The sequence below is a fragment of the Blautia sp. AF34-10 genome, from assembly GCF_003477865.1.
In the GTDB taxonomy this organism is placed as follows: Bacteria; Bacillota; Clostridia; order Lachnospirales; family Lachnospiraceae; genus Fusicatenibacter; species Fusicatenibacter saccharivorans.
In genome coordinates this window covers 28,629-55,193 of record NZ_QUED01000025.1, presented here as the reverse complement: position 1 = coordinate 55,193, position 26,565 = coordinate 28,629, and the positions used below count along the sequence as shown (strand labels likewise).

The following is a 26,565-nucleotide window of genomic DNA, read 5'->3' as shown; positions in this document are numbered from 1 at the left end:
CGATAAACAGACGGAAAATCAAACGGACAACCTCGGCGGCTTCCTCGTCGATTATCCAAAAATCCTTGTTGTCCGGGTCTTTGACATAGCCGTAAGGGGCTTCGGTGACAATCGGCTTTCCACTCATGCCTTTGGTCTTAATGCCTGTTTTCACTTTCTTGCTGATGTCCTTTGCGTACCACTCCGACATGATGTTGATAAAGGGCGCAAACTCCAATGTATCGGGCTTCTCGCTGTCAATGCCGTTGTTGACCGCGATAAAGCGCACATTGTTCCGTCTGAATATCTCCATCGCGTTGCCGACTTGGAGATAGTCGCGCCCCCAGCGGGTGAGGTCTTTCATAATGCAGACACCGATTTTCCCGTTTTCCACATCGTCCATCATGCGGGAGTAGGCGGAACGGTCAAAAAACCTGCCGCTTTCGTCGTCGTCAATGTAGTGCCGGATATTGGTTAGGTGCTGCCCTCTGGCATAGTTCTCCAAAAATATTTTTTGGTTCTGTATGCTGTTGCTCTCGCCGCCGTCCCTGTCCTCGTCGCCTACGGAAAGGCGGGAGTAAAGGGCTGTAATTTTGCTATAATCAGTCATGTGCATAACCTCCTGTGCGTCCATGTATGTGTCATTTACACTTAAAATTATGCACTCCAGCGGGCACTGCCGTATTCTATGCCGTGGCGATATTTCTTCGCGTTCTTACCCTTCATGTGGACCGCCACGCGGAGGATCAACGCACCGGCGATACCCACAAGGAGGTCAACGGGGTTGAAGTTCAACCCCAGGGAGGAAAACGCTGCTGTGAAACCGTCCCCGATGGAGAATATCTTTGCGGAAAGGTCCGCGCCGGGCGCCAGCCGGACCGCCTGGGACAGCTTATCGAAGGGATACACGAACAGGAGGTACGGGAGGTCCAAGAGGATCAGCTTCTTCAGGTTCATAACTCCACGCCCCTTTCCTTTACCTTGACCTTCTCCCGGTCAAGTGCTCTGTGTTCCACCTTCTGCGCCGCCTGTTCCTTTGCCTGGGCCAGCCGCTCCCGGATGGAGGGTTTTTCATCCTGGCCCATCTTCCGGCTTGCGAACTCCTGGAAGGCCGCCGTGATGGCATCGGCATCCCGGCTTTTGAAAAAGACCAGGTAGCGGGGCTGCTCGGCGGTGGTGTCCTTCTTCAAGGCGAAATCCACATGGTATTTTTTCGCCACATGGGTAAAAGCCTTGATATTCTTGTCGCTGATCTCAATATTGGCAAGCCCGGCGTTCTGCCGGCAAGTTGCTTTAGGGTCTGTTTGCCCCGGTGCATTTTCGGGGCCTTGTTTTTCTGCGCCTCCAGGAACTTTTGCAGGGCTTTTTCAAGCACCTGCTCGCTCATTTTTGCGCCGTCGATGATAAGGCAACAGATTTGCCGGTCACTTCTTCCTGCATTTAGCCTCGCCCCCTTTGCCCGTCCCCGTACATATCATGCTGCACCAGGGAAGAATAATAATTGCCGATGGTGACAGGGGCGTTATACAGAGCCGCCAGGAGATACTTCTTGATGTTGCGGACATAGGTGGTGTTGTCTCTCATGCAATCCATGACATACTGCACATGGGAACTGTCCAGCTTCATAAAGCGGGATTTTACAACCTCCGCCGGATAATCGTCACCGGCTACACGGATCGTCTTTCTGGCAGAACAGACGGTATCCACGATCAGCTCCGCGATCTCGTCAAGCTGCTCACGGTCGATATGACTGTCCTGGATCAGATACTCATACCCGATGTTCTCAAAAATGACCTCCCTGTATGCTTCTCTGGCTCCCATCCCATCCATTCCCATCCTTGCTCCTGCTGGGGGTAAGCCCGTAAGGGGCTGGGGATTTGATTGGATAGGATTTGATATCTCTGTACTTGATAAATCTTTTTTTGATATCTGGTTACTTGATATATCTATATTTAATTGTGCGGGATTTTCCTGTTCAGGTTTTCCCAAGACAGGGTTATCCAAGACTGGATTTGCCTGAACTGGATTTTCCCGTTCAGGTTTTTCCCGTTTAGGTTCGGGTGGTCTGGCTGCTCCAAGATGGTGTACTCAATGGCCCCAAGCTGTCCGTTTGCGTTGCGAACACGCTCCCGGACCACATACCCGTGATCCTCCAGCTCCCGCACCCCGGCACAAATGCTGTCCACGCCATCCTTGCAGATACGGGCGAGGCCTTTTGTGGTGTAGTCCCATTCCTCCGGCAGCGACAGCATAAGGGAGAGCAGGCCCTTCGCTTTTAGGGAAAGGTCTGTGTTACGTAGATGGTGGTTTGACATAACCGTGTAATCACGGGTCTTTTCTATGCGGAAAACCGCCATACCTGATACCTCCTTCCTCATGGTTTGAAAAGTGTTGATTTTCGGCGTTTCGTCCGTCTGTATTCCTCCGATATCCTCCGCATGGGAAAACATCCATGCCCCTTGCGGCGCGTAGCTCACAGGGGAAAGAACAGAGGATTTTCCACTCTTTTTGATAAAGTTTTCGGGATACCTCTACAACTCACGGTCTTTTTGGTCATACCGAAGGTTTCCGGCTATGACCTTCGCATGGTTCTTGATCTTGATAAACCCTTTATCCTGGTTCTCCAAGGCCTTGCCGTACCCGGCTTCGGTCAGGAACAGTCTCATTTTGTCTCCCTTATAGCCCATAGGGGACTCATGGGAAAGAACATCAAAGACGATCATGTGTCGGGTATCGGGATCGAACCGCTCCAGGGCCATGATATCGTGACCGGCCATCTTCTGAGCGCCGGATTGCTGTCTGGCTTCTGCCAGCATTTCCCCAATCGTTCTTGCCTTGCCGGGGAGACGGTAATTCTGCTGAACCTCCCGGATCACATCCATGCACTCCTTGTCGGAGAGAGGGCGGAGCTTTTTCAAAAGGCTTTCCGCCGTATCCTTCATGGCCTGGTTTGGTGCATAGCGCCAGGTCATATAAATCTCATTCAGAGCAGCCACCTGATTGGTACTTTCAATCTGATAGACCATTCTCTTTTCATCTTCATTCAAATTCATTATCCTGCTCCTTTCAAAATAGGTATAAAAAAAGCCACAGGATCACCCATGGCGTGTATATGGAAAAAGGGATGCTGTATCATCAAAAAACAGCATCCCTTTTGCTTTCTATGTTAAGTTTTTCTCTATCGCGTGGAGGCAAATAACTCAAATTTCAAAAGTAGTAAACTGGTAGTAAATTCTTGCTTCATTTTCACGAAAACCCTGTAAAATCAATGCTTTTGGAGTTTAGACGATATCCTGCCGTGGCAAATGAAATACACAGTTATCATACTCCTAAAATTCCTTCCTTTTGCGCATTATCCCAGCAGATTTGTTCTGTCCGGTCTTACATCATCTTCATCCCGGAAGAAAAACTCGCTGTAATTGTCCGTGTCAAAAATCTCCAGCAGTTCTCTCATATTCCAGATCAGATTGGCAGTCGGAACATCTTTCCGGTCGAGCCAGAAGACGCGGCCTTCCTCGGATGATTTTAATTCTCCTTCGAACTGATCTGTTTTGTACAGCAGAACAAGATATCTCGTGCCGTCCTTCTCGATCCAGTCCTTTACGCCGCACAGCTTTGGATTCTTTATGGTCAGCCCTGTCTCTTCTTTCATTTCACGAATGACCGAATCCTGCAGCGATTCATTTTTCTCTACATGGCCGCCTGGGAAAACCAGGCCGCCCGAATAAGATGTGCCGCACTTTTCCTCCACCAGAATTCGTGTTTCATCGCAGATGAGGCACATGCTTGTCAATTCTACTTGTGATTTACGATTCAAAATGATTTCCTCCTATGTCATATACAGGCTTCATTATAACAAAGGAATCCCATTTTTGACATAGCTTTTTATATAAAATCTCACACTCTCCACTCAATCACATCTTCTGTTCTCTTCCGCAGTCTGGCCTCGGGTGCTTCATCCGCATAGCCGACGGCAAGAACTGCGTACAGCTCACCGCCCGCCCAGTCGCTCAGTTCTTTCTGGGCAAAAAAGGAATTGCAGATCCACAGACTGCCAAGGCCCTGTGCGGCAGCCTCCAGCGTCATATTCTCAATCGCTGCGCCGATAGACTGGGAATTGCAGATTTCGGATACACGCTCGTCCATGGAAAGTGCTTTTCTAAAAGAACTTGCTTCCTGAAATATTTTCCTGATGCTGAGATTCCGGTGACGCAGGTAAAATCTGACCGGAGTGCCTGTCTCAGAATCGGAGCATTCATTGTTGTGAACTTCCAGTTCCTTAACAATAAATTGTTTAATCCTCTTAATGTCCATGTATAGCAGATTTGTTTGTACAGTTTTTCAAATTTGCTCATTTATAGCTATACATTTAAAAGTTTTGCACTTGTTTTTTATCTCACCAAGAAAATTGTAAGAGGGTCAGACCCCAATGTCTCTCACACGATTTCTTTTATACTCTGCGGGATGCTTTTAATCCTCGATTGCTGCCTTACGGGCATTGATTGCCTTTATCACATCCATATCAAACTTTGGTTTACGTTCATAGGTATACAGACCGTTTAACTCCTGCTCCACATCATACAGCTGGGTATAGCAGAAGGCAAACATATGGGGATTGTCCAAAAGGGCATCGGTCAGTCCCTTATATCGGTTCAGGAATTCCTCCTTGGTAGCAGGACCTGCACCATAGCCCCAGCCATCCTTTTCAACACCTTCCTCGTCCCACTTGATACCGCCATACTCACTGATGAAGGTAGGGATACCCTTTACAGGTGTCTGCCTGTAGCCATGATTATCTTCCAAATCACCTCCCTGTTTAAAGGACTCGTAGGTTGCTGCAAACTTTGCCGGATCCTGCTCATAATTGTGTAAGTCATAGATGTCCGTCACCACATGATAATTTCCGCTGGTATCAATGCAGGGTCTGGTGGTATCATACAGCTTTGTCATCTTATACACATTGGCCAGTAAGCTGTCATCCTGCCTTCTTCCCTCATAATCCCATGTCTCATTAAACGGACACCAGCCGATGATGGCGGGATGGTTGAAGTCTCTCTCCAAGGCTTCCATCCACTCAGGCAGGAAATATTTTAATGCTGCTGGATTGCTGTAATCCAGTCCCCAACAGCCCTGCTCGCCCCATACCAGATAGCCTGCTTTATCGCAGTGATACAAGAACAGAGGCTCAAATACCTTCTGATGGAGTCTTGCGCCGTTGAAGCCTGCAGCCATGGACAGTTCCACATCCTTGACAAGTGCTTCCTCTGTAGGCGCTGTGTAAATGCCATCCGGATAGAAGCCCTGATCCAGCACCAGTCTTTGGAACACGCTCTTATCGTTGATGAGGAATTTCTCTCCATCCAGTCTTACCTCACGCATACCAAAGTAGCTTTCTACCTTATCTTCTCCATAGGTTAATGTAAGGTCATACAGTCTGCCATGACCCGGCTCCCACTTTTCCAGACGGGACAAAGGAAGTGTCATGGTAACGGTGCCGCCCTCTGACTTTGCGCTTACGCTGCCACAGGGCTCTCCCCCATAAAAGGCCTTTGCTTCCAGTGTACCCTGCCCCTTTACTACCGCCTTAATTCCCAGAGTTGCCTCTGCCAGGTTTGGATAATATTGCACTTTTTCAATGTAGCTTTCCGGTACCCACTCAAGCCATACCGTCTGCCAGATACCTGTCGTTCTGGTATAATCACAACCTCTGGAGTAGAAGAAATGACTCTGCTTTCCCTTGGGCTGCTTTCCGCCTCTCACATCATCTGCTGCAAAAAGCGTAATGTCATTTTCTCCTTCCTTTACAAGCTTTGTAATATCAAACGTAAAGGAAACATAACCGCCCTGGTGTCTGCCTGCCTCTACTCCATTGATCCATACTCTTGCATCATAGTCCACTGCGCCGAAGTGTAAGAGAAGATCTCCCTTCAGCTCCTCCCCTGTCAATGTGATGGTGCGGTGATACCATACGCTGGGGATAAAGTCCTTATAGCCGATTCCGCTCAGATCACTTTCCGGGCAGAAGGGCACCAGGATCTTCTTCTCCCAATCTGTCTTTCCTTCCTGCCATTTCTGATCTATGCCGCTGCATCCAAAGTCAAAGGAAAAATCCCATTCTCCATTCAGGTTTTTCCAATGCTCCCTCTTCATCTGGGGCTGGGGATGCTCCGGTCTGGGTATTTGTGTCATAATTTTGTCCTCCTGTGATCATTTATTTGGGTTGATTTCATTTTTATTTTATATGGTGAAAGCCATAGTTGACAGGCTTACTCCTTTTTACTACAATGCTGTTATTACATTATTGCAATTTGCTTTCAAAAAATGGAGGAACCACCATGCCTCAGGAAATTACACGCACACAGATTGAAAAATACACTGTCTACACCGGCCCTACCGCGGAAAGCTTTTCTCCCATCATGGCCGGTATCACTTACCCGGATCCTGCCTATGAGATCCTGGTTTATCGCAGACCCCTGTGTGTGTTTGAATACGTTTTAAGCGGCCGTGGACATATCGAGCGAAACGGCAGTATCCTCACTGTAAATGCCGGAGATGCCTATATCCTTACTGCCGGCACCTACCACCACTACTATTCAGACAAAGTTGATCCCTGGACCAAGATCTGGTTCAATGTCAGCGGCAGTCTGGTACAGCATCTTCTCTCCGATTACGGCTTAGACGGTGTCACCCTGATCCCCCGCTTCCATAACGAAACACCTCTGACCCGGATCCTTGATGCCTTTACCGCCGACCCTGTACACTCTGCTGACAAGCTGGCTGTACTGCTCCATCAATATATTCAGGAGCTTGCGGATTTTCTGGCAAACAAAGTTCCCATCAATCCTACTGCACTGGCGATCCGCAATTATATCGATATGCACTTAACAGAAAGTCTGTCCTTGGATCATCTGGCAGATACCGTTTCCCTATCCCGCTCCAGGCTCATCCACCTGTTCCAGGAGGTATATCATGTTGCTCCCTACCAGTATTACCTGTCCCAGAAGTGCAAGCTGGCCCAGTCCATGCTAAGCCGCACCACTCTTCCTGTTTCTGCCATCTCCACACAGCTTGGGTTCTTAGACCCTCACCACTTTTCTTCCTTTTTCAAGAAACAGTGCGGTCTGTCCCCGGCTTCTTACAGAAAACTCCACACAGCGCCTGGGAATTTTCCCACCTAAGTATTATTCTTTCTAAAAATGGAACCAAGGCAACGAAACTACTTTTTTAAGTACTTTCATTGCCTTGGATTATAGTGCATTTTCTTTCTGTTTACGATACAAAATACAGCTAAAAAGGTATGAATTATTGCTACTACATATTCGGTTTACGTTTACCATTTGGGCTTCGATTTGATTTGCAATCTCACCCACCTAATCGCCTGATCAAGTTTCTGTTCGTAGGCTCAAGAACTTTGCTACACCACTTCCTCCATCCATACCGTTACTGATACCGACTTGTGATTCGCTACACTTGGCGGTAAATACCCGTGACTGGACTTGCACCAGCAAGATTAGTGCCATGCTCGGCACACAAAATGACTGCCCCGCCTGCTCAAATGCAGCAGAACAGTCATCTGATCTTTTTATTCACTTTTTATGAAACAAATTTTCCAACGATCAGGCAGATTACAATCGTAATCACCATATCCGGCAGAGTGTTTCCCAGCGGCATGTCGATGTTCATCAGAATTCGGTATACCACAAATCCAATCACCCAGATGATCAGATTCGGAATATGTACGGCCAGGCTGCTCTTGTCCCGTTTCAGCAGGAAAAAGTCGGCAATCTGGATTGCGATCATCGGTGCAAAGACAGAGCCGATCAGATAGAGGAAATCTGTGATGTTATCCATCGGATATACAATCGCTGCGATGGTTCCAATGACGGTGACAACGATGGCCACATGCTTTCCATTCCATTTGCTTACGACGGTCTCGCTGGAAATTCCTGCGGAGTAGGCATCCAGAAATGTCGTTGTTACTGTTGAAAATACAATAATCAGAAGGCCCGCAATGCCAAGGCCTACCTTCAGCATGATCTGCGCGATGTCATATTCTCCGGTGATGATCGCTGCTCCCATTCCAATCACATACATCCAGCAGCTGACGATTCCATAGACAACCGCGCTGATGGCCGTTGCTTTGACCGGTTCTTTTGCTTCTCTTGTGTAATCGCTGATCAGCGGCAGCCAGGATAACGGCATCGCAACCGCAAGTTCTACTGCTGCACCGAATGTCATACTGTCATCCGATGGTGCTCCTGCTCCGCCTCCGGCAAAGATGACCTTGCTCAGGATCAGGCTAAGCAGAAATAATGCTGCCATGGCAACCGTGTTGATTTTACCAAGATTCGTGATTCCGATCACAATCCAGAGAATAATCAAAACTCCGATCACAAGGCACCAGATCCATCTGCCCGTATGCATTACGCCGTCTGCGGCGAGCGCTCCGTCATAGATCATGATGGCGGTCCAGCCAACGAGCTGCAATACATTCAGGACAGCAAAAAGGATGCTTCCCTTCTGTCCAAAACTCATTTTTACGGTTTCCATGGCACTTTTTCTGACCCTTCCGCCGATCACGCCCGCCAGAAACAGCATCAGGCATCCGATGATATGGCCGATAAGAATCGCTGCCAGACCTTTTCCCATGCCGAGCGGTGCAAGGTATGTTCCGGTCAGGATTTCGGCAATCGAGACACCTGCCCCAAACCAGATCAGGCCATTCTCGAACAGGCCGGTACGTTTTTCGTTCATTTTCATGTTCCTCTCTTTGCTTAAATTTTCATACCGGAAACCATTTTAGCACAGAAGGGAAAATGCGGCAATGAATTTACTCTATCCGTTCATCTGACTCCCAATCTTTCTCCAATCATCCCAGCTTTTCAGACCATTCTGCTTCCTTAAAGCCGATCAGCACGGTATCACCATCGATCAGCAGCGGGCGTTTCACCAGCATACCATTCGTGGCAAGAAGCTGCAGCTGTTCCTCTTCGCTCATGGCAGGAAGTTTGTCCTTCAGTTTCATTTCTTTATAAAGAAGGCCGCTGGTATTAAAGAACTTTTTAAGTGGAAAGCCGCTCTTAGAATACCATTCCTTTAACTCACCGCAGGTTGGATTCACATCCACGATGTTGCGCTCGGTATATTCTATTTTCTGTGCATCTAACCATTTTTTCGCTTTCTGGCAGGTTGAGCATTTTGGGTAACATATAAATAACATTTCTCCATCTCCAATCAAATATAATTTATCCATAATCCTGTATCTTTTGCCGGAATCATTTCAGCACAGGAACGGAGGATCGGCAATTATTTTCCTTCTTCCAAGATCAATTCCAGCACCTTCATCAGCTTCGGAATCCAGCCCATCTATCTTATATAGACGAGCTGTTTGAGCTCTTTTGGTCTTTCCTTTTTCACAATTATGCAATAATAATCTATAACTTTGCACATACCAAATCATACAAAGCACTCATAAGTTCTTCCCCGTTCCGGCATTCTGCGACCATCGAAATAACCGCATTCTTGTCCGGAAGGATCATGGAAATCTGAGAATATTTTCCATCCGCCCGGTAGGAATTATATTCTCCTCTCCAGAAAAGATAACCATAATTGTCTGTATCGGATGCTTCTGTACTTTCTTCTATCCATTTTTCGGATAAAATCTGTTTTCCATTCCATTTTCCCTTATTCAGGTAAAACAATCCGAATTTATGAAGTTCAGAAAGTGTAAGGAACAATCCACCTGCGCCAAAGCTGTTTCCAAGAGGATCCGTCTCCCATGTCGGCCGCTTGATTCCAAGATGTTTAAAAAGCCTTGGTGTAAGATAAGAGACCAGATCGCATCCGGAACGTCTCTGTACAAGAATGCCTGCCAGGTAGGGACCAACATTATTATATACAAAATGTGTACCTGGCTTATATTGAAACGGAATCGCCAAAGACATTTTTACCCAGTCATCCTCCTGGTATAATGGCCGCTGTTCTCCCATAAGGCTGCCCTGTTCCTGTCCTAAACACATCGTAAGCAGGTCTCGAACCGTTGCCATTTTCAGATTATCATCGATCACATCGGGTAAATCTTCGGGAAAGGCATCCGTCAGTTTTTCATCTAAAGACAGTAATCCTTCCTGGACAGCAAAACCAACTGCACAGGATGTGAAGCTCTTCGTTGCAGAATAGATATTTCTACGGCATTCGGGTTCGCTGTACCATTCATTTATGAGGTCGCCATCTTTTGTGACCTTTATTCCAAGGACGTGAAAGGTTTTTGCAGCTCCTATAAAATCAGATATGTCCATAGCTAGGTTCCTCCTTTATTTTTACTATAATAATTTGTAGTATCTTTGCCATGTTGTCTTTCTGAAATTTTTATAAACCTATGTATATTTCCTCCTCATCAACCACTTCTGATCAATGCATTTCACCTCACCATCAAACCGAATATGAAGATGAACTCCGCCAGATCTCAGATTAATCTTTTCTATGATTCCATCTCCGAATTTCGGATGTGTGATATTGTCTCCAATTTTATATTGAACAACTTCATCCTTCTGCTTCTGTGCTTTCTGCTGGCGCTGATACGTATCTCGAATCGGCACTGTCTTATCATGAATCCGGCTTTTTAATACTTTATCATAGTTATGATCCAACAGCGCCTCTCCTGCCTTATAATAAGGTGTCGGTGCTGCACCTATAAGAGAACAACAATATTTCCACGCACTTCCATGTGTTCCAGCCTGCCATTTATACTTCTCAGGTATCCGCATATTGTACTGCATGTAATGCGCATATTCATGCTTGAATAAATCGATACGGTCCTCTTTTGACAACGGATTGTTGACTCCGTACGCAACAAAGAGCAGGGAAAAATGAAAATGTTCCTTTTCATGAGCACTCTGCCTTGTATAGGATCCCAGAGAATCGGTCTCAAATCCAAATGTTACCGGTATTTTTGCTCCATTCAAATGAAATTTCCGGTCCAGTTCCTGATATAAATTCTGAATTAATGCTGTCAAAATTGGGATTTCTTTCTGCAGCCGCTGGCGTAAAAACTGGTTTTCTTGATCATAATAAGTCATTCTTTCATGTTTCCTCCCAGCTTTTCTATTGCCACTTCTTCCATATCTCCGGCTGATAACCGAGCGTAGAAAGTTTTCCATTTCTGACCACTGGTGTCTTAATTACAGATGGATTTTCCATCACTTTCTGAAGCTTATCCTCATCAGCAATGTATTTAATCAAAGCTAATAAATCCTTGTCTTTGCCATCCCAATTAATCATATTTTCCAGTCCACCATTTGCCTGAGCTACAGAATTAAATTCCCCTTTACTCATGCCTTTTTCCTTCATGTCTACGAACTGGTACTTGATGCCGCGCTCTTTGAAAAAACGCTCGGCTTTCTTTGTATCGTTGCATTTCTTTGTTCCAAATATTTGTATATTCATTGTAATATTCCCTTCTGGAGCCAAAATTGCCGTATGCCATAATCTTGCGTATTATCTTACATACTTTCTTCCTTGATTATACAAGATTTCAGTTCTTACTTTTTAATTCCGACCTTTTGAACCTTTATCTGCCTAGAATCAGCTTTACTGCATCAATCAGATCCTCACTAAATCCTTCGAGCTCATCCATCGTAATAACTCCATCTCCGACTAAATATGCAATATCCCAAATTGCCGTAGATTTCCGAAGTTCAATCAGAACTCCTGGATTTTTCTTGTCCTGCCTAATGCGCTTCTCAAGTGTCCAAAAATGATCTGATGCATTTCCCGTGTTCGCGGGGTCAGGTACCTGTTGCAGATGTCGTCTTGTATAGGATCCCAGAGAATCCGTGTCAAATCCAAAAGTTATCGGGATTTTTGCTCCGTTTAAATGAAACTTCCGGTCCAGTTCCTGATACAAATTCTGGATTAATGCCCTCAAAATCGGGATTTCTTTCTGCAATCGCTAGCGTAAAAACTGGTCTTCTCGATTATCATAAATCATTATTTTATGTTTCCTCCTGATGTAAGGTGCTGACCCCAATGCTATGAATCTTCTATGTTCTCGGTCACTTAATTATATATTTTGTTCCTCTGCCTTTTCCTTCAACTGCAACCACACCCTTTTCTCCCATGGTTTTAAGTAAATGTGTTGTTTTTGATTTTCCAAATGGGACATATGGTGCAATTTCACTTATTGATTTTAACATCGTCTTACTTAATAATTTGTAAATTACTTTTTCATCCTCAGTCAAATTAACATTCGTTTCAAATAGCGGCAGCACAATTTTTATAGCATTTTCTGATACCTCAAAATCTGGTTTTATCAGACTCTCTGCATACAGTTGTTTTATTCGTGTAATTCCCGTTCCAAATATCTCTACAAATCCCAATCTGTAAAACACATTTGCAAGATTTCTATTCCTTAAAACAGAAAGTTTACCTGATAAATATTCTTCGGCTGTTATTCCAGCTGGCAATCCACCAGGAGATACAACCTCTATTCTATCATCAAACATAGAAACTCTGATGTGTGAATCAATATCCCATACCCTATGAATTAAAGCATTTGCAATTGCTTCTCTGAAAGCTGCTTGTGGTATTTTCTCCATCGTTTTTCTATCAGCGCCCTGTATGACTTCATATTGGTAATAGTCTTTAAATACAGCAAGTGTTTTTTCATATACATCTAAAACTGATACATTTTCAAAGGTTACTCTTTTTTGAATAATACTGATGTTCTCACCGAACTTAACAAGATCAATTCCGGAAAAATGATTTTTATCTGCCAAAAGTCCTGCTGCATTATTAAAACCATTTGCATTGTCATACAGATTCAGTGTCTTTAAAGTATCCTGATTGAAACTTTCAATCTGAATATTTTCTTTTAGTTTATGCTGTAAAAAATCAAAAGATAGCTCCTGATCTTTACACTGTAATTCTTCAAAGCTAATATTTTTTTCCTTCTAATACAAGCCTTGAAAATTCAAGTGTGTCTACCTCTATCGTTGCTGTATCATTTCGTTTGTATGCTTTCGATTTATATAAATATGGCTTCTGAAGACCACTTTTTACAGTAAGTTTTATCGTTTGATCATTATTCTGTAGTTCAAGCATATAATTTGGCTGAGGCGAAATACTGTCATTGATTTTATTTTCGATATCCAGGCAAGCCTGCTTTACATCTGGCAAGCCTTTTACATTTCCATCATCATCTACGCCAAAAAGAATCATTCCGCCATTATAATTCGAAAAGGCACTGACTGTTTTCAAAAAAATATTCGTAATCGTTTCCTTGAATTCCAATATTCTTGTTTCACGCATAGCAATCATTTCCTTTCCCAGTCTTAATGGTTATATTATATGTTTAAATACGCGAAAAATCAATCGTAAATTTTTACGATTGATTTTTCAATTGATTTTGAGTGTGTTTTTCTGTTATTCTTCTTCATTTCAATTCACGTCTTCACGGGAGACGACCAATGCCGCTTCACTTTATAGTAAGTGTTCTACCGGTTGCGATTTTTCTGGGCTGGTATAATTTATTTATGTTTTTTTAGATTTTTTTATTTTCTCTTTCGAGTCCCAGACATCCTGACAAATGCTTTCATCATTATTTTTATTTTTTTCTTTCCTGAAACCTGGAACTTTAAATATGCTTTATAAGTTTTTTCCAATATTTTCAAGTTCTTTTATAGAATCCTTATTTTTTGCAAGTTCATCACTGGCTGTTGCATAATATGATTTTTGGAAAATCATATCCCATGAAAGATATTTCGCCATGCAGTCGAACTGTTTGTCAATTAACTCATACTGGATACTGTCCACCGGGGATCCTCCCACAACGATTGTTCCAACTTTTTTATTTTTCAGCTGCAAACCGCGGCAGTAGCACTTATCAATGATAAGTTTCAACTGCGCAGACATTCCCCACCAATATACCGGAGTAGCAAAAAGAATCACATCTGCAGCAGTAATTTTATCAATCGTGGGATTTGTATCATCCTGATCAATACATCCTTTATAACATTGACAGACCCCACATCCCTTACAAGGTGCTATATGAAGTCTGTCTGGTTGGATGATTTCAATCTCATTCTTTTCTGATGCCCCTTTTATAAATGCGTCAATCGCCGTCAGCGTGTTTCCCCTTCTGGCACTTCCGTTAATAATCACAATTTTCATGTATGTTTCCTCCAGCTTCTGATTTCATGAAATCATTATACCTTTTTTCGCTTATCCTGTCATCACATTTCATCAGATCAGAACCTGTCAAAACCTTTCTCCTTCGCGATTGTCGCACGTGTGCGGCGCTTTGGACGATATGGGCGATACAGGTCTTCTACTGCCACAAGCGTTTCCGCTGCCAGAATCTGTTTCTTTAATTCTTCTGTCAGTCTCTGATTAATATCCATTCTTTTTAGTTCTTTCCACTTTCATAGGCGTTCTGCACCCGTTCGGTCAGCACTTTTCCACCGTTTGCATACCATTCTATCACAAAAGTATCAAAGTAATCCACTGGTTTCTCCCCACTAATGATCTGAAGAAATGCTTCCTGTTCCAGTTCCTGTAATTCTTGCGGAATTTCTGCATTTACATTTTCCAGAGGCAATGTCGATGTACTTGTTATTCCTGCCTTCTGCAGTTCCCCCACAGCCTGAATTCTTGACGCATACGCCGCCCATCCATTCGCGGTTGTCAGCTGTCCATTCAAGTAAGATTTACATGTATTAAAATAAGACTTTTCCAAACCGCTAAGCTCTGATACATCAAGCGTCTTATCCAGTGCTGCCTGAATATGTTCTGTCGTACGGTAAAGTGCATCCTCATAATCCACATTAATATTCAGTGGCCGGGCCGTCGGATCTACATTAATAGAAAAATAATCATTCACTTCTCTTGCCGCACTATCATTTGCATATCTAGACTGATCAAAAATCGCACTCACATACTTTGCTACAATTTCCGGATGCTCATATCCTTTACGCACCACCACATACATCCACTGGTCATACGATTCAAAAACTGATATCTTCTGCGTCTCATTTACCTGTTCTTTGTCTAAAAGATACGGTTTCCACTCTGCATTTGAATCGACATTATATGCTGCACTCAACGGGTTATTCGGAGCCCACCAGCGTCCATAGATAGCACCGCAATGTCCGGTTTTTAACAGATCATCTATGTTTTCCGTCTTTCGTAGCAGGAATCTCTGGTCGAGTATCTCATCCTCATATAGATTGTGAAGTTTCAAAAGCGCTTCTTTTGTTTCCTGTGTTACTGACCCATAAACTACATTTCCATTTTTATCCAGGATCCAGTGACATGGCATTGCACCGGCATGTATAAAAGTTGCATCCACTCCATAAGTCTGATCCGCACCGGCAACCACGTCTGTACTACAGGCAAGGCCGATTGTCTGACCGTCTCCTGCTGCATCCTGTTCTACAAATGCCCGGATCACTTCCAACGCTTCTCCTACTGTTTCCGGTTCCTTTAATCCCAACTTCTCAATCCAGTCTTTCCGCAGCCAAAGAAGCGGAGTTCCATCGTCAATCACCGTATTCGGAAATGCATATAGCTTTCCATCCACGGTTGCAGACTGTAAAAGAGAATCTCCATAACTTTCACACATTTCTTTGATCGTATCTGTCGTACACTCTTCATACGTTTCTGTAAGTTCTTCGATCAGGCCTGCTTCAATCAGGCGGAGCAGGTTATCTCTTCCCTTCACAACAAGCACGTCTGGAATATCACGATCTTCAATCGCTACATTGACCGCCTCTTCATAAGTATTGCCATCCTGCAATTCAAAGACATCTTCATTCTGAATATTAAGTATTTTCTTCAAATATCTCGTATATGCATTATTTTCGTACGTATCTCCTACAGGAAGATTCGAATTATTCGCCCCTGCAATCTTGCCAAGTGTATAGGTAACAGTCTCAGGATATTTCCCAAGTGGTGTATGCATCGCTTTATACATCAGCTTTCTTTTCACTTCAACTGCATTGCTTGCACCAGACTCACTTTGAGATGCTTCTAACTGTTCCATCTGTCTTTGACTTTCCTTCGTCTCAAAATAGGTTCCGCACCAAAGCATCAGCAATAAAATTAATGCAAGCTGGGCTGAGAGAATTCGCTTTTTCATATCGTTTTTCATAACACCTTCGCCTCCGTGTTCTTCGGAATTCGGATAAAGACCCGCGTTCCTTTTCCTGGAGTACTTTCTATCTTCATCTCACCTTTTTCTCCATAAAGGACATGGATTCTGTCACAGACATTTCGCACACCATAACCGGAGGACTGATATGTCAGAATCTGATCCGCCTTCTCCTGCGTCATTCCCGCACCATTGTCCCTGATTTCAAAGAAAATGTGCTCAGCCTCTTCACGAATCGTCAGCCACAACGTCGGATTCTCATTATCTGACACATCAATTCCATGATCGATTGCATTTTCTGCAAGTGGCTGCAGGATCAACTTCGGTATCAGATAATCATTAAGACCATCCGAAATCTGTTCAACCACACGGAACTCATTATCATGCATAACAAGTTGGATTTTGAGATATGCACGGATGTTATCAATTTCTTTTGCCACTGTAGTCATTGTTTCACCACGATTCAGGCTTGTCCGATAATAAGTAGACAGTGCCAATGTCACATGACTGATTTCATCCTCCCCCGCTTCAATTGCTTTCCAGTTGATGATTGAAAGCGAATTATAAAGGAAATGTGGATTGATCTGTGCCTGCAGTGCTCTCATCTCACTGTTCTGAAGCTGGATCTTACTTTCATATACTTCTGAGATCAAATGGTTCATCTGATCCATCATGCGCCGAAATGACCGGATCAGCACACCCACCTCGTCTTTGGATTTACTCTGCACGGTAACTTTACGAAGTCCCATATTAATCAGGTTCATATTTTCAGTCAATAACTCCAACTGCGATACCATACGGAGGGAAAAAACATATCCCAGAAAACTCAGAAGAAGAACACTGATCAAAATAATCGGAATATTTTTGAGCAAAAGCTTATGGATTGCGTTTTCACTTACTGCCTTTGGACGATAGATATAGAAATTCCATCCTGTATCCTTCATTGTCCGCCGTACCAGATAATAATTCTCACTGATACCTTTCAGACTCTCAATATCCTTCGGACGATATTTCTTATCCATAGAACACTCGGCATAGACAATATTTCCATTATCATCCTGAATCATGCCTCCTGTATTATCTGTGAGCTGGCTCATGAATGGTTCAAGAACTTTTTCATAATCCAGACGCATCTCCAACACCGCTTTGATCGTATCATTGTCATAGAATTTCCGACTGGCAATGATTGATTTATTCACACCGCGAGTGATGCTCCACTGCATTAATGTTCCCTCATTCAACCTGGAATACCACTGTTGATTCTCCGCTTCCGACATTGGAAGAAGTGTATCTCCATGCGGCACTTCTATATTGTCAGAATATAATGTAATGCTCTGGATCTCTTTGTGATAGATCGTCGGCATCTGCAACAGTGGATCAGCCACCTTCACATATTTCAAATACTTCTCATAATCCGACTCTGTCTCCACATCAAAAATATTCCTGAGATTTTGAGAATAAGACAGATAATCAACCAGGTTCTTATAGATCTGAGACTGATTCTCAATCGAACTCACTGACTGTTCCAACATTTTCTCCAGATTGTACTGTTCCTTCTCTCGCAATTGATTCATCATGCCATACTGCATGGAAAAAGCAAGGAATCCTACCGGAACCAGTCCTGCAATCAGCATCAAAACAGACAGTTTTTACGAAATTTCAGATTTTCAAATCGATGGATCAACTTCCGTATTTGTTTTTTCATCCGCCGCTATTCCTTTCCTGCATGCTTCCGGTGTATCTCCGAAAAACTCTCTGAAACTTCTGCAGAAGTATGAGTTATTGGAAAATCCTACTTCTTTCGCAATTTGGGAGATTTTCATATTCGTTGTCTCTAAAAGCTCTTTTGCTTTATTCATTCGCACTTCACGGATAAAACGGTTCAGTGTCATCCCTGTTTCTTCTTTAAATACAGCACTTAAATATCCCGGTGACAGAAAAACCATTGCGGAAAGTGTCTCTGCTCCCAGATCCTTTTCCTTATAATGGTGATAAATATATCCCTTCACGGTTGTAACTTCTGATCGGAACCCATCTTCCTGCTCTTGCATGCAATGTTCATATTCCTGAAGTACTTCTTCTACTATAGCAATCACATCATTAAGGTTTCTGCAGCGATATAATCGATCCACTCTCTTTGAAAGCATCTTTTCATCCAGCCCTTCCATCTGGTCGAGCAATTCTTTCATAATTCCAGAAAATACAAACTTTACATACATATCCGAAAATTGCTTATGCGCACGATATTTTTCTTCCAGTCTCTGAAAATCCTGACGGAGATGTGGCAGATCTTTATATTGAATATCTTTCGTAATCTGTTCCATGATTTCAGAATCTTCTGCCGGATCAGCTTTCTTCTCTTCCTGCTTCTCCCCGTGGAAAAACAGATGCTGACGTGGCTGATAGAACTGCTCTTCTAACATTCCTTCCAGCACCTTAAATTCCTCTGCCAGATTTTTTCCATCTTCGATTTCCTCACTGACTGCAAAATAACATTCACTGTCAAACTGTTGCGCAAAAAAACGATACATTTTCTCTACGATTCCATGATAATCTGCATATTTTTCCGTGAACAAAAAGATGGATTCGTTCGAATTCAGATTCACATAATGAAACTCTCTCTGCACCTCTTCCTTCAGGCTCATCAGGAAATGTTCCTCTTCCGTTTCGAAGAATCCATTTGAGGCACTGACAAGAACCATACGGGTAAATTGGGACAGATCATCTTCCATTCCATCTGTAAGTTTCTTAAACTGAACAAAATCTTCCTCTTTTCCCCCATACAGATATTTCAGTAAAAAGTATTTTTTCAGATAATCTTCTTTCTTTTCCTGCTGCTCTTTTTTCTCTATCTTAGAAGAAATATTTTCCATCACTCGTTGAAAAGTCTTATGGAATTCCTCCGGATCAACCGGCTTCAGAACATAGTCCACAACTCCATACCGCAATGCTTCTCTTGCATAAGAGAAATCATTATATCCGCTGAAGATCACGATTTCCATATCCGGATGATCTTCTCTCACTGCTTTCGTCAGCTCCAGTCCATTCATATAAGGCATCTTTACATCCGAAAATAAAATATCCACATGGTTTGATTCTAATACTCCCAGTGCATCCTTTCCATTCGTTGCTTCTAGGATCTGGAATTCTCCTTCCTCCCTCTTTAACAGAAAGCGGATTCCCCTTCGCTCCAGTTTTTCATCATCCACGATCAATATTGTAATCATTTCCCCACTCCTCCCACACGTTCACTTTACATTTTCACTATTCCTTTTATAACGTCCGAAAACAGCAGGGAATGTTCACTCACTCTCTGCTGTCTTTTTTTTAATTTTTTATAATTCTATTTTAATTCATTTTTTAGACAATGTCCACACTAGCCTTTAACCGCTCCGGCTACAACGCCTTCGATAATATATCTCTGGCAGAACAGGTAGAAGATGATAATCGGCACAATTGCAAGAACCAGAGTTCCCATCATTGCTCCCATATCTACAGAACCGTATCCACCTTTCAGATACTGAACTGCCATCGGCACTGTCTTATATTTTCTCTGATCCAGTACGAGTGATGGAAGCAGGTAGTCGTTCCAAATCCACATTGCCTGAAGAATTGTAACTGTTACGCAAGTCGGCTTTGCAATCGGAAGTACAATTCTGAAGAATGTCTGGGTTGGTGTACATCCATCAATCATTGCAGCCTCTTCAATCTCCAATGGAATGGATTTCATGAACCCGGTAAACATAAAGACGGAAAGTCCTGCACCAAATCCAAGATAGATCACAACCAGTCCCCACGGATTTCCCATATGAAGCATATTTGCGATCTTGGATAATGTAAACATTTCCATCTGGAATGGCACGATCATTGCAAACAGGCAAAGCATGTAAAAGATCTTTGTAAATTTTGTCTTCACGCGGCAGATATACCATGCACACATGGAGCAACATAAGATAATCACTGCTACAGATAAGATTGTGATAAATAAACTCCATCCAAATGCCTGAATCAGCCCTGTCTGCTTAATACCACGGGTATAGTTCTCTAATCCGACATACATCTTTCCGGTCGGTATCTCGAACGGTGCTTTACTGATATAGACTTTTTTCTTAAAGGAGTTGATAAATACCAGTATGATCGGATACAGATACAGCAGGCTGAGTAGTGTAAAAATAACGGTTAATAATGTACCATGTTTTACTTTTTTATTCATTACTGCTGCACCTCCTTTGATGTTGTCAGTTTATTCTGGATCAATGCAATCACTCCTACGATAATAAAGAAGATAACTGCTTTCGCCTGTCCTACACCTTCCCAGCCAGTTCTTCCATAGAATGTATAATAGATATTCAGGGCAAGCATTTCTGACATCTTATCCGGTCCACCGTTTGTCAATGCAAGGTTCTGGTCAAAAAGTTTAAATCCGTTTGTAAGTGTCAGGAAGGTACAGATTGTAATGGATGGCATAACCATCGGAATTGTAACATATCTTAAAAGCTGTACTTTATTCGCTCCATCAATCTGTGCTGCCTCGATCAGCTCTCCAGGAATATTCTGGATTCCTGAGATGTAGATGATCATCATGTATCCAACCTGCTGCCAGAGCATCAGGATAACCAATCCCCAGAAACCATATTTTGAAGAATATGTAAGTGTTTTCTGGAAATGTGCCAGAATACCATTTAATAACAGCTGCCATACATATCCAAGTACAATACCACCGATCAGGTTCGGCATAAAAAATACAGTACGGAAAATATTGGTTCCCTTAATATTCTTTGTCAAAAGCATTGCTACCGCAAATGCAAAAATGTTGATCAATAATACTGTCACAATTGTAAATAATGCGGTAAACCAAAGAGAGTGAAGAAAATCTCCGTCTCCAAGGATCTTTGCATAGTTGCTAAGTCCAATAAATTTAGCGTCTGTCACCGTTGTGAACTTGCAGAACGAAAGATATACGCCTAACACAAACGGTGCAAGGAAACCTATCGTGAATGCAATCAGCGTCGGTAATACAAATACCGGAAAATATCTCTTTATTGCTTTTTGCATGTTCTTCTCCTCCTGTCTTTCTTTTCTGTAAAAAGCCTTTCTGCGCCTTTGCTTTTCACAATTCTAATTACATAATTTCAGCCTGCCCCGGTATGCTCGTTGGCAGGCTGTTTGATCTTCTTCTCTATTTCACAGCCTTTTTATCTGCCTATCCTGTGAAAAGTCTTTTTTATTCGTTTGCTGCTGCGTATTCTTCAGCCCATCCATCAACAAATGCTGTCTGTACACTATCCCATGCGCCTGTACCCTGTGCATAGTTCAGAAGAGCTCCACCAAGATTGTTTTTCCAGTTCTCAGATGGCATTGTTGTAAAGTTCCAGCTTACTGGTGTCTTTCCTGCCTCTGTATACTCAGCATTTGCTTTTACAAGCGGGTTGTCCGGAAGGTAATCTGAGAATGTTGTGAACGGTGTTACAAATCCCATCTCGTTAGCCAGCATGTCACGACCTTCATCGCTCTCAACTACCCATTTCATAAAATCAAGTGTTGCCTGAATGTCTTCTTCTGAAGCGTTCTTATTTACACACCAGTAGTTCTCAGATCCTGTACAAAGTCCCTGATTTTCTTCTCCATCAACTCCGATGTAGATTGGAAGCATTCCCATATCTTCATCTGCTACTTCATTATCTTTGATATCATTGTAAGCCCATGTACCATTCTGATAGAATACTGCTTCGCCAAGTGCAAATTCACTTGCTGCGTCATCTCCTGTCTTAGAAGAAATCATAGATGGCTCACATGTAGAGTTGTTCAGATACAGATCCCAGATCTGTTTGTAGTTGTCAAGGTATGTTCCTTTGATTGCATCTGTGCTGTCAATTCCGTCTGCCTTATACTCATAGTAGATTGGAAGATTTGCAAGGTGTGTCTTGAATCTCCAGTCAGAGGAAGAATCCATTCCTGCTGAAGTAAAAGCTCCTTCTACTCCAAGATCATCTTTGTGTGCCTGAATCTCTTCTGCAACTGTCTTAAGTGCCTGGAAGTTATTCAGATCATCAATTGATTTGATACTTGCATCCGGCAATTCGAAGTATTTGTTCAGAAGAGCTTTGTTGTAGATCAGACCATAAGTCTCAATAACATAAGCGATTCCATCTACTGCGTCGCCATCTTTTAATATATAATCGTCAGACTCGACATCTTTATAAACATCGCTGTCTGAAAGGTCATAGCAATAATTTTTCCATGTAGCAAGTCCAACCGGTCCGTTTACCTGGAACAATGTTGGTGCCTCATCTTTTGCCATCTCTGATTTCAACTGTGACTCGTAAGTTCCTGATGCTGCTGTCTGTACATCAACCTGAACACCCGTCTCATCTGTATACTCTTTTGCAAGTTCTACCCACTGGTCAGCCTGCTCTGGTTTAAAGTTCAGATAATAAACTTTTCCGGATGACTTATCTCCTTTCGCTGTTTCATCTCCGCTTGATGTGGCTCCACATCCTGCAAGCATTCCTCCTGCCATTGAAGCTGCAAGTACAAGTGCAAGAATCTTTTTCTTCTTCATAATTGAATCCTCCTTTTATGATTACTTTTCTTTGTTTTTCTTGATGATGTTATTATAAGAAAAAGTTCCAAAATAAGATATAATAAAATTCCAAGAAACATAACACTATTTCAAGATTATTGTAATTTTTGAAGATTTTGTGTATGATACAAGAGTTCGCCAAGAACCAAAAATGAAGTTTGAAACAAATAAGTAGAGAACAGCCACGAAATAGAGGGCATAGCAAACAAACCACCGGATTAGCTGGTTTTGAAAATTGAATATATAAACGCAACACCTAATTAGGAGACCGGCGAAGGCTCATCTTTAATGAGATACCCTCGTTGCCTTAGAAGATTAAGTGCCTGTGAAGTTGTAAGAACTTTTTCTTTTTTCACAGGACGTGATTCAAGAAAACCATCGGATGTATAAGGTTTTAAATCTGTGAGTATGTGCCAGATAGCGGTCAGGATCATACGGCAGCGTGCAATAATGGCTTTCTTGTGGCCACGACGTGTTTTGATACGCTTATAGCGGGTGGTAAATTCAAAATGTTTCTTCGATTTGATTAAAGCATTTGCAATCTGTACCAGAACTGGTTTAAAATAAGAACCAGTACAGGAAATCCGAGTGGATTTGATTTTACGGTCGCTCTTATCATTTCGGGGACAACATCCAGCCCAGGAGACGAGGTGTTTTTCTGTGAGGAAGACAGGCATATCACCACCAATCTCTGAAAGCACCTGAATTGCAGTCATTGGATTCTTATCGAATCCAGGAACCGTTCTTATTAAGTTTAAAGCAGCCTCGTATTTATCACTGAGACGAAGGATTTCCTGTTCTACTTCTGAAATGTGCTTTTGAAGTTCGTCTATGTGATCAAGGCACTGTCTGAGCTTTACATCCTGTTCTTTCGAGATATTACCATCAACGGCCGCCTGAATTTCTTCTATTGGAGTTTTACAGCGGCTGTCAACAAAGGGTGACACATCAAATTTTTCCCCAGGGTGCTGCAAAATCTGTTCCGTAATGGAACGGGAAGATTTCCCGAATACATCAGAAAAGACATCATCAAGCTTCAGATTGGAAACAGTAAGACAATTTTGGGCACGATTCTTCTCACCGGTAATCATACAGGTGAGTTTGAAACGGTATCTTACGAGATCCCTGAGTTCTCTGATGTCAGCAGGTGGAATAAAAGAAGGTTTCACCATGCCGCACATGTATAGATCACAGATCCATTTGGCATCTTTGCGGTCGGTCTTGTTTCCTTTCATGGGTTTGGTGTATTTCGGATGGGATAGAGTAACCCGGATTTTGTGTTGCTCTAAGATATTGAAAACAGGGATCCAATACTTGCCGGTAGATTCCATACAGACATCGTTACAGTTGTATTTAGCAAGCCAGACACACAGCTGATGCAAACCTTTAGAAAAGGAAGAAAAGCGAGCCTGCTTATACTCTGTACGATTATTGGAATCCGTGATACCGATACAGGCATAAATCCATGTTTTGTGGACATCAAGTCCACAGCAGTTAAATTTAAAAATTTTAAAAGACAAGTAACTACCTCCTGATAGCATAATGATAAAACGGACAGTGACTGGTCATCCGGCGAGATCGAGTCGACTTCGGAAGAGATAAGTTTCCGGGCTACAGTTATGCGCCACTCATTGATGCCTTAACGGATGACCGACAACATATAAATATGCGAGGTTGCCGCTATACAGCCCCGCCACTCACCTCCACGTGTTCTGTAGTGTGTCAGTCTTATGGAACCATCATATCAGAAGGGAACAAAAATAGAAAGTGAAGGTAACCAACACGTTTCATGGCGCATTGGTGGCTTTCGCAGAAAGACGGGAAATAAATATGGATAAATCCATGTTCATAATAATTCTTTCTCCATAGTCAGATAGTGCAGCTAACCTAAACCAAAACAAAAAACTTCATAAACAACGTCATGGCGAAGCCCCCTTCGCTCTTTTGTTATGTCATTTTTTATTTCCAGCCCATTATACACTATTTCTGACGATTTGAGAAATTTCCTATAAAGCAAAAAAGGCTCGGTGGGTGCAACACCGAGCTTTCGTTTTTCTATTAGAAACTATCTGACAAATCAGAGCTTTAGCAGGTTGCAAGAAATAGATCGGCTTTAGGTTCTGCAACCGAACGGTTAATATAAACAAGATTGAATTCACCAGTGATCTCCATGTCCTCCACTCTAAATGTTGCCAAGTCATTTCGGCAGTGGCTAATTGGTTCATATGCAAAAGTAATCAAATGATCCATTGCAACCAAGTCGCAAATAATAGAAAAATTACTGATGGACGAATGCCGACTGAAGCTGTCCAGTGAATAACCTCTTGCGGCCACGGCTTGTTCCTGAAGCATGTGTGTTCCGGAACCTTTCTCACGCACAAGCAGGCTTTCCTGAAGAACTTCCTCAAGAGAAACGGTTCTGCCTGCAAAAGAATGACGGCGGCTGCATATGCCCAAAAAGCTCTCTTTTTTATAGAGGCGGTGCGGATACTTTTCTTTATCGAACACGCCTTCAATTATTGCAAAGTCCACAGGCATCTGCGGTGGCTCTGCCATTGCCGCTATCGCCCCCACCATCGACGCGGACGACAACGACGTTGCCTACGCCATGTCCGCCACCTTCCTATTTGACATGGCGATGATCGTGCTGTTTCCCATCATGGGCCGGGCACTGGGTATGACGGATCAGGCCTTTGGCATCTGGCAGGTACGGCGGTGAGCGGCACCAAGACTGCCAGCAAGTTCCTGATGGTCTGCGCACTGGCTGCCATCGGATTGAATACCTCCTTCGCCAGCATGAAGAAGGCTGGCATCCGCCCCATGATTCACGGTTTCATCATTTCTGCGCTGGTTGTAATTGTGGCGCTGCTAGTGGAGATGGGCATGGGAATCGTGTAAGAAAGCTACAAGACAATTGAGCAAAGCCACAGTTCAAAACAAAACTGTGGCTTTTGTCTTTGGATTGAGGAATGGCGTTACGTATTTGCTCGAATTACGCAGCTGATGGATGATGCAATTCTGAATTTCCGTCTTGGGAAATACAGCCCCAATCGCCGCAGAGAATCCCGTCAGGTTATCCGTGCAGGCAATGAAAATGTCCTCCACGCCTCGTTTTTTAGCCCGTTGAGTACCGTTGCCCAGTACTTGGCACTTTCGTTTTCTCCTACCCACATCCCCAACACGTCTTTTTTAAGGGCACAACGCACATATCCTTGCTCACTCTTTTTTCATTTTCTTGTTACGGTCTTTCGGGGCAACAGCCCCATCAAATCGCTTGTAAAGCGATTGTGCTTTCGAAAAAAGCATGATACGATATTGCCATAAGCAGTGATGTTGCAACACATAGCTACAATCTACAATAGTGAAAGGAGACGATCTCACCAATGCGATGCTCCCTTGTTTCCAACAAAATAATCCAAGCCCGTGAACGTTTGGGACTCACACAGCAGCAGTTAGCGGAAAAGCTTTGTGTAACCAACAAAGCCGTTTCCAAGTGGGAATGTGGCGTCACACTTCCTGACATCTCGCTTTTGGTGCCTCTATGCCGTGTTCTGGGTCTGACGGTGCAGGAACTGCTGGATGAATACGACGGCAAATTCGGTAATACCCCCGGCTGCCAGACCACGGAAGATCCTGCGCAGGACACGCTGTTTGCGGCGCAGCAGCACAGCCATTACCTGTATATCGATCTCAAAACCACCTCTACGGTGTCGCCCCATTTGTTTGGCCACAACCTGGAGCATACCAGAGCCAGCATCATGGATGGTCTCAGCGCCAGATGATCCGCAACCGGAAGTTTGCCGGCGCTGCGGCGCGCAACGGCGTAGCGCTGGACTGGGAAGGCATCGGCGAATGC

At 43.3% G+C, this 26,565-nt stretch carries 27 protein-coding genes and 4 pseudogenes; 4 read left to right on the top strand and 27 right to left on the bottom strand.

What is annotated here, in order from left to right; translation table 11 throughout:
- From DWZ60_RS14040 to DWZ60_RS14005, 8 genes and pseudogenes are all read right to left on the bottom strand, one after another.
- On the bottom strand, positions 1 to 589 hold a 589-nt coding region (locus DWZ60_RS14040; protein ID WP_330422351.1), incomplete at its 3' end, for a recombinase family protein.
- 56 nt (positions 590 to 645) lie between these two features.
- Positions 646 to 936, bottom strand: a pseudogene (locus DWZ60_RS14035) (VirD4-like conjugal transfer protein, CD1115 family); the annotation flags it as partial.
- A pseudogene (locus DWZ60_RS14030) lies at positions 933 to 1,419 on the bottom strand (PcfB family protein). The pseudogenes DWZ60_RS14035 and DWZ60_RS14030, both read right to left, overlap by 4 nt.
- Positions 1,420 to 2,336 (bottom strand): annotated as a pseudogene (locus tag DWZ60_RS14025) (DUF6017 domain-containing protein).
- Between the two features lie 174 nt (positions 2,337 to 2,510).
- The gene (locus DWZ60_RS14020; protein WP_119221890.1) at positions 2,511 to 3,032 is read right to left on the bottom strand and encodes a DUF5720 family protein; all 522 of its coding nucleotides are present in this window, start codon (positions 3,030 to 3,032) and stop codon (positions 2,511 to 2,513) included.
- A gap of 299 nt (positions 3,033 to 3,331) precedes the next feature.
- Positions 3,332 to 3,796 (bottom strand): 8-oxo-dGTP diphosphatase, encoded by a 465-nt coding sequence (locus DWZ60_RS14015; protein WP_243038338.1) that lies wholly within the window; start codon positions 3,794 to 3,796, stop codon positions 3,332 to 3,334.
- An 80-nt stretch (positions 3,797 to 3,876) separates the two neighbouring features.
- Positions 3,877 to 4,125, bottom strand: a complete 249-nt coding sequence (locus DWZ60_RS21295) for a nitroreductase family protein (protein ID WP_442857761.1) — start codon at positions 4,123 to 4,125, stop codon at positions 3,877 to 3,879.
- A gap of 324 nt (positions 4,126 to 4,449) precedes the next feature.
- Positions 4,450 to 6,168 carry a glycoside hydrolase family 2 protein gene (locus tag DWZ60_RS14005; RefSeq protein WP_118750304.1) on the bottom strand — a complete coding sequence of 573 codons (1,719 nt, stop codon included), beginning with the start codon at positions 6,166 to 6,168 and terminating at the stop codon, positions 4,450 to 4,452.
- Positions 6,169 to 6,314: 146 nt separating this feature from the next.
- On the opposite strand from DWZ60_RS14005, the gene DWZ60_RS14000 reads away from it, so the two are divergent.
- Positions 6,315 to 7,157 (top strand): AraC family transcriptional regulator, encoded by an 843-nt coding sequence (locus DWZ60_RS14000; protein WP_055228666.1) that lies wholly within the window; start codon positions 6,315 to 6,317, stop codon positions 7,155 to 7,157.
- A gap of 415 nt (positions 7,158 to 7,572) precedes the next feature.
- On the opposite strand, the gene cytX is transcribed toward DWZ60_RS14000, so the two are convergent.
- The 18 genes from cytX to DWZ60_RS13910 form a co-directional block, all read right to left on the bottom strand.
- Positions 7,573 to 8,733: a putative hydroxymethylpyrimidine transporter CytX gene (gene cytX / locus DWZ60_RS13995; protein WP_119221896.1), complete on the bottom strand. Its 1,161-nt coding sequence runs from the start codon at positions 8,731 to 8,733 to the stop codon at positions 7,573 to 7,575.
- Between the two features lie 115 nt (positions 8,734 to 8,848).
- Entirely contained in the window at positions 8,849 to 9,199 is a 351-nt protein-coding gene (locus DWZ60_RS13990) for an arsenate reductase family protein (RefSeq protein ID WP_022462799.1), read from the bottom strand.
- A 214-nt stretch (positions 9,200 to 9,413) separates the two neighbouring features.
- Positions 9,414 to 10,277: a serine hydrolase domain-containing protein gene (locus DWZ60_RS13985; RefSeq protein ID WP_119221888.1), complete on the bottom strand. Its 864-nt coding sequence runs from the start codon at positions 10,275 to 10,277 to the stop codon at positions 9,414 to 9,416.
- 78 nt (positions 10,278 to 10,355) lie between these two features.
- Positions 10,356 to 11,057: a hypothetical protein gene (locus DWZ60_RS13980; RefSeq protein ID WP_118720585.1), complete on the bottom strand. Its 702-nt coding sequence runs from the start codon at positions 11,055 to 11,057 to the stop codon at positions 10,356 to 10,358.
- Between the two features lie 25 nt (positions 11,058 to 11,082).
- The gene (locus tag DWZ60_RS13975) at positions 11,083 to 11,424 is read right to left on the bottom strand and encodes an arsenate reductase family protein (protein WP_055222169.1); all 342 of its coding nucleotides are present in this window, start codon (positions 11,422 to 11,424) and stop codon (positions 11,083 to 11,085) included.
- A gap of 124 nt (positions 11,425 to 11,548) precedes the next feature.
- Complete coding sequence (locus DWZ60_RS13970) at positions 11,549 to 11,905, bottom strand: hypothetical protein (RefSeq protein WP_330422350.1); 357 nt, start codon at positions 11,903 to 11,905, stop codon at positions 11,549 to 11,551.
- 127 nt (positions 11,906 to 12,032) lie between these two features.
- Positions 12,033 to 12,755 carry an ATP-binding protein gene (locus tag DWZ60_RS21290; RefSeq protein WP_243038337.1) on the bottom strand — a complete coding sequence of 241 codons (723 nt, stop codon included), beginning with the start codon at positions 12,753 to 12,755 and terminating at the stop codon, positions 12,033 to 12,035.
- 157 nt (positions 12,756 to 12,912) lie between these two features.
- Positions 12,913 to 13,287, bottom strand: coding sequence for an ATP-binding protein (locus DWZ60_RS21285; RefSeq protein ID WP_243038336.1), 375 nt, complete (start codon positions 13,285 to 13,287; stop codon positions 12,913 to 12,915).
- 336 nt (positions 13,288 to 13,623) lie between these two features.
- Positions 13,624 to 14,148: a flavodoxin family protein gene (locus DWZ60_RS13955; RefSeq protein WP_117510850.1), complete on the bottom strand. Its 525-nt coding sequence runs from the start codon at positions 14,146 to 14,148 to the stop codon at positions 13,624 to 13,626.
- Between the two features lie 77 nt (positions 14,149 to 14,225).
- Entirely contained in the window at positions 14,226 to 14,378 is a 153-nt protein-coding gene (locus DWZ60_RS13950) for a Tex-like N-terminal domain-containing protein (RefSeq protein ID WP_330410166.1), read from the bottom strand.
- Positions 14,379 to 14,383: 5 nt separating this feature from the next.
- Positions 14,384 to 16,126 (bottom strand): extracellular solute-binding protein, encoded by a 1,743-nt coding sequence (locus DWZ60_RS13945; RefSeq protein WP_119221886.1) that lies wholly within the window; start codon positions 16,124 to 16,126, stop codon positions 14,384 to 14,386.
- Positions 16,123 to 17,760 (bottom strand): cache domain-containing sensor histidine kinase, encoded by a 1,638-nt coding sequence (locus DWZ60_RS13940; RefSeq protein WP_243038339.1) that lies wholly within the window; start codon positions 17,758 to 17,760, stop codon positions 16,123 to 16,125. The genes DWZ60_RS13945 and DWZ60_RS13940 overlap by 4 nt, the downstream gene beginning before the upstream one ends.
- Before the next feature lie 33 nt (positions 17,761 to 17,793).
- Positions 17,794 to 19,353: a response regulator transcription factor gene (locus DWZ60_RS13935; protein ID WP_117802723.1), complete on the bottom strand. Its 1,560-nt coding sequence runs from the start codon at positions 19,351 to 19,353 to the stop codon at positions 17,794 to 17,796.
- Positions 19,354 to 19,502: 149 nt separating this feature from the next.
- The gene (locus DWZ60_RS13930) at positions 19,503 to 20,339 is read right to left on the bottom strand and encodes a carbohydrate ABC transporter permease (RefSeq protein ID WP_022462031.1); all 837 of its coding nucleotides are present in this window, start codon (positions 20,337 to 20,339) and stop codon (positions 19,503 to 19,505) included.
- Positions 20,339 to 21,181, bottom strand: coding sequence for a carbohydrate ABC transporter permease (locus DWZ60_RS13925; RefSeq protein WP_055228669.1), 843 nt, complete (start codon positions 21,179 to 21,181; stop codon positions 20,339 to 20,341). Before DWZ60_RS13925 ends, DWZ60_RS13930 begins: the two co-directional genes overlap by 1 nt.
- A 169-nt stretch (positions 21,182 to 21,350) precedes the next feature.
- Positions 21,351 to 22,688 carry an ABC transporter substrate-binding protein gene (locus DWZ60_RS13920; protein WP_055222161.1) on the bottom strand — a complete coding sequence of 446 codons (1,338 nt, stop codon included), beginning with the start codon at positions 22,686 to 22,688 and terminating at the stop codon, positions 21,351 to 21,353.
- Positions 22,689 to 22,969: 281 nt separating this feature from the next.
- A complete protein-coding gene (locus tag DWZ60_RS13915) occupies positions 22,970 to 24,229 on the bottom strand; it encodes an IS110 family transposase (protein WP_119221885.1) in 1,260 nt (419 codons plus the stop codon).
- A gap of 565 nt (positions 24,230 to 24,794) precedes the next feature.
- A complete protein-coding gene (locus DWZ60_RS13910; RefSeq protein WP_158565833.1) occupies positions 24,795 to 25,265 on the bottom strand; it encodes a LysR substrate-binding domain-containing protein in 471 nt (156 codons plus the stop codon).
- Here DWZ60_RS13910 and DWZ60_RS21280 point away from each other — a divergent pair.
- Together DWZ60_RS21280 and DWZ60_RS18330 are read left to right on the top strand one after the other, a co-directional pair.
- Positions 25,225 to 25,428: a putative sulfate exporter family transporter gene (locus DWZ60_RS21280; RefSeq protein ID WP_442857800.1), complete on the top strand. Its 204-nt coding sequence runs from the start codon at positions 25,225 to 25,227 to the stop codon at positions 25,426 to 25,428. The two genes, DWZ60_RS13910 and DWZ60_RS21280, sit on opposite strands and share 41 nt — an antisense overlap.
- A complete protein-coding gene (locus DWZ60_RS18330; protein WP_243036651.1) occupies positions 25,425 to 25,607 on the top strand; it encodes a putative sulfate exporter family transporter in 183 nt (60 codons plus the stop codon). Before DWZ60_RS21280 ends, DWZ60_RS18330 begins: the two co-directional genes overlap by 4 nt.
- 78 nt (positions 25,608 to 25,685) lie before the next feature.
- Here DWZ60_RS18330 and DWZ60_RS13900 read toward each other — a convergent pair.
- Positions 25,686 to 25,897 (bottom strand): annotated as a pseudogene (locus tag DWZ60_RS13900) (transposase); the annotation flags it as partial.
- Between the two features lie 195 nt (positions 25,898 to 26,092).
- Between DWZ60_RS13900 and DWZ60_RS13895 the strand changes: the two are divergent.
- Positions 26,093 to 26,491 carry a helix-turn-helix transcriptional regulator gene (locus tag DWZ60_RS13895; RefSeq protein WP_119198579.1) on the top strand — a complete coding sequence of 133 codons (399 nt, stop codon included), beginning with the start codon at positions 26,093 to 26,095 and terminating at the stop codon, positions 26,489 to 26,491.
- The last annotated feature ends 74 nt before the right edge of the window (positions 26,492 to 26,565 follow it).